The organism is Terrabacter sp. P5_B1 (assembly GCF_056400505.1).
This window is the reverse complement of the sequence record NZ_JBFULD010000433.1, coordinates 1-2,900: the sequence shown is the minus strand read 5'-3', so window position 1 is coordinate 2,900 and position 2,900 is coordinate 1. Positions and strand designations below refer to the sequence as shown.

Here is a 2,900-nt window from a genome sequence, read left to right as displayed (position 1 = left end):
CCTTCGAGGACATCGCCGAGGAGGTCGTCGGTGAGATCCTCGACGAGGACGACGGGCCAGAGCCCGGCGTCGTCGAGACCTCCCCCGACACCTGGAGCGTGCCCGGGCACCTGCGGCTCGACGAGCTCGACACCGCCACCGACCTGCGGCTCGAGAGCAGCGACGAGTACTCGACGATCAGCGGGCTCATCCTCGCGGATCTCGGGCGCACCGCTGTCGTCGGTGACGAGGTGCACCTCGAGGCCCGCCGCGAGATCGCGCCGGACCGTCACCTCGGCGACGGTGAGGCCAGCGGTGAGGACAGCAAGGACGTGTCCCACCCGGGCGACCCTGTCGAGGCGCGCGAGCGCCACCACGAGCCCGAGAGCCGGCACCTGCCGGTGTCGGTGCGCCTCACCGTCGAGGCCGTGGAGCGGCATGTCCCGGCGTCGGTGCGGGTCCAGGTGCTCGACCTCATGTCGGACCTCGAGGCTCTCGGCACCGACGGTGCCCCTGACGCGGGGACGGAGGCCGCCCGATGACGGCCGCCCTGCTGGTCTCCCTGCTGCTCCTCGTCCTCAACGCCTTCTTCGTCGCTGCGGAGTTCGCCCTCGTGGCCAGCAAGCGGCACCGGCTCGAGGTCCTCGCCGAGCGAGGCAGCGTGGCGGCGCGGGCTGCCGTGCGTGGCAGCCGCGAGCTGTCGCTGATGCTGGCCGGCGCGCAGCTCGGGATCACCCTCTGCACGCTGGGTCTCGGTTCGCTGGCCAAACCTGCCGTGGCGGAGCTGCTCACCCCGGTGTTCACCTTCGTGCGCGTCCCGGACGCGGCGGCATACGTCGTCTCCGTCGTGCTGGCCGTGGCGATCGTCGTCTTCCTGCACATGGTCGTCGGCGAGATGGCCCCGAAGTCGTGGGCCATCGCCCACCCCGAGCGGTCGGCGGTGCTGCTGGCGCTGCCGTTCCGCGGGTTCGCACGGGTCATGCGCCCTGGGCTCAGCCTGCTCAACGCCATGGCCAACGGCTGCCTCCGCCTCGTCGGCGTCACACCGCAGGACGAGCTCGGCCAGGTCCACGGCCCCAGGGAGCTCCAGCTGCTCATCGCCAGCTCCAAGGACCACGGCATGCTCGCCGAGCCGGAGCACCGGGTGCTCGCGGGCGCCATCGACCTGGACACGACCTCGCTGACCGATGCCGTCGTCCCGGTCGCCGCGTTCGTCGCGGTCGCCACGACCACGACCTGCGCCGAGGCGGAGGCCGTTTCGCGAGACAGCGGCCGCTCCAGGCTCGTCGTCCGCGAGGGAGGCGACGCGGTGGGCATCGCCCACGTCCGCGACATCGTGCGTGCCCTCCCCGGAGCGGCCGTCACGACCGTCACGACACCGGTGGTCCACGTCGACGCCGGGCTGTCCCTGCTCGACGCCGTGTCGGTGATGCGGGCCCAGCACGCCCAGCTCGTCCTCGTGGACGACGTGTCCGGGCCGGTCGGGCTCGTGACGATGGAGGACCTGCTCGAGCGCGTCCTCGGTCGGTTCGACGACGAGACGGACGCCTAGTCACGGTCAGGTGAGGCGCGCCGGCACCGCGTTGCTGGGGTGCACCTGAATGCCTGCTGGGAGGAATGTCCGAAGCGGGCGATCTTCCGGTCCAGCGTGGCGGCGTACCGGAAGATCTCCACCGCGTCACGATTCGGCCAAGTCGGTTGCTGAGCGTGACATGCCGCTGAATGATGGGGCGCGCGCGGTCGTCGGGGGGTAGGTTGCGGCTGCTGCAGAGCATGTTGGACGGCCGACCCGGTCCCCGGCACGACCACGACCCGGAGGTGGCGACACCCATGAGCACTCCCCTYGAGCTCGAGCCCGGCGCGACCTCGGCCCAGCCGGAGTCCGTCCTGGCGGGCGAGAAGCGCATCGAGGGGCGCTCGCTCGGACAGATCGCCTGGACCCGCCTCAAGCGCGACAAGGTCGCGCTCGCCGGCGGGTTTGTCGTCGTCTACCTCATCGTCGTCGCGGTCTGCGCGCCCCTCGTGGTGGGCCTGCTCGGTCACCCCCCGAACGAGTTCCACCAGGAGCTCATCGACCCGAACACCCAGATCCCGATCGGCCCGTACGGCGGCATGTCCAAGGACTTCCTCTACGGGCTCGAGCCGGTCAACGGCCGCGACATCTTCAGCCGCGTCGTCTACGGATCACAGATCTCGTTGCTCATCGCCTTCCTCGCCACCCTGCTCTCCGTGGTGATCGGCACGGTCCTCGGGGTCGTCGCCGCCTTCTTCGGTGGGGTCGTCGACACCATCATCAGCCGCACGATGGACGTCTTCCTCGCCTTCCCCCTGCTCGTCTTCGCGCTCGCCCTGGCCGGCGTCGTGCCCGACGAGGCCTTCGGCCTGAAGGGCGACACCCTGCGCATCTCGGTCATCGTCTTCATCATCGGCTTCTTCAACTGGCCGTACATCGGGCGCATCATCCGCGGCCAGACGCTGTCGCTGCGCGAGCGGGAGTTCATCGACGCCGCCCGCAGCTTGGGGGCACGCTCGCCCTACATCCTCTTCAAGGAGCTGCTGCCCAACCTCGTGGCGCCGATCCTCGTCTACGCGACGCTGCTCATCCCGACCAACATCCTCTTCGAGGCGGCGCTCTCCTTCCTCGGTGTCGGCGTCCAGCCCCCCACCGCCACGTGGGGCGGCATGCTCTCGGACGCGGCCCAGTGGTACCAGATCGACCCTTGGTTCATGCTCTGGCCCGGCCTCGCCATCTTCGTGACGGTGCTGGCCTTCAACCTCTTCGGGGACGGCCTGCGTGACGCCCTCGACCCGCGGTCCCGGTAACCACCGCAGCCCGCATCCCGCAACACGAAGGAGCGCATCCACTCATGAAGAACACACGCGTGATGGCGGTCGCGACCGCGGCCGCCCTCGCCCTGGGG

Annotated in this window: 3 protein-coding genes; all 3 read left to right on the top strand. The window is 70.4% G+C overall.

Annotated features, from left to right (window positions below; genetic code table 11):
• Window positions 1–521: transporter associated domain-containing protein (locus tag AC1DP0_RS20455; protein ID WP_478088145.1), on the top strand; the 521-nt coding region annotated here is incomplete at its 5' end.
• The gene (locus AC1DP0_RS20450) at window positions 518–1,531 is read left to right on the top strand and encodes a hemolysin family protein (protein WP_478088143.1); all 1,014 of its coding nucleotides are present in this window, start codon (window positions 518–520) and stop codon (window positions 1,529–1,531) included. The genes AC1DP0_RS20455 and AC1DP0_RS20450, both read left to right, overlap by 4 nt.
• Before the next feature lie 278 nt (window positions 1,532–1,809).
• Entirely contained in the window at window positions 1,810–2,802 is a 993-nt protein-coding gene (locus AC1DP0_RS20445) for an ABC transporter permease (RefSeq protein ID WP_478088141.1), read from the top strand.
• Window positions 2,803–2,900: the final 98 nt, after the last annotated feature.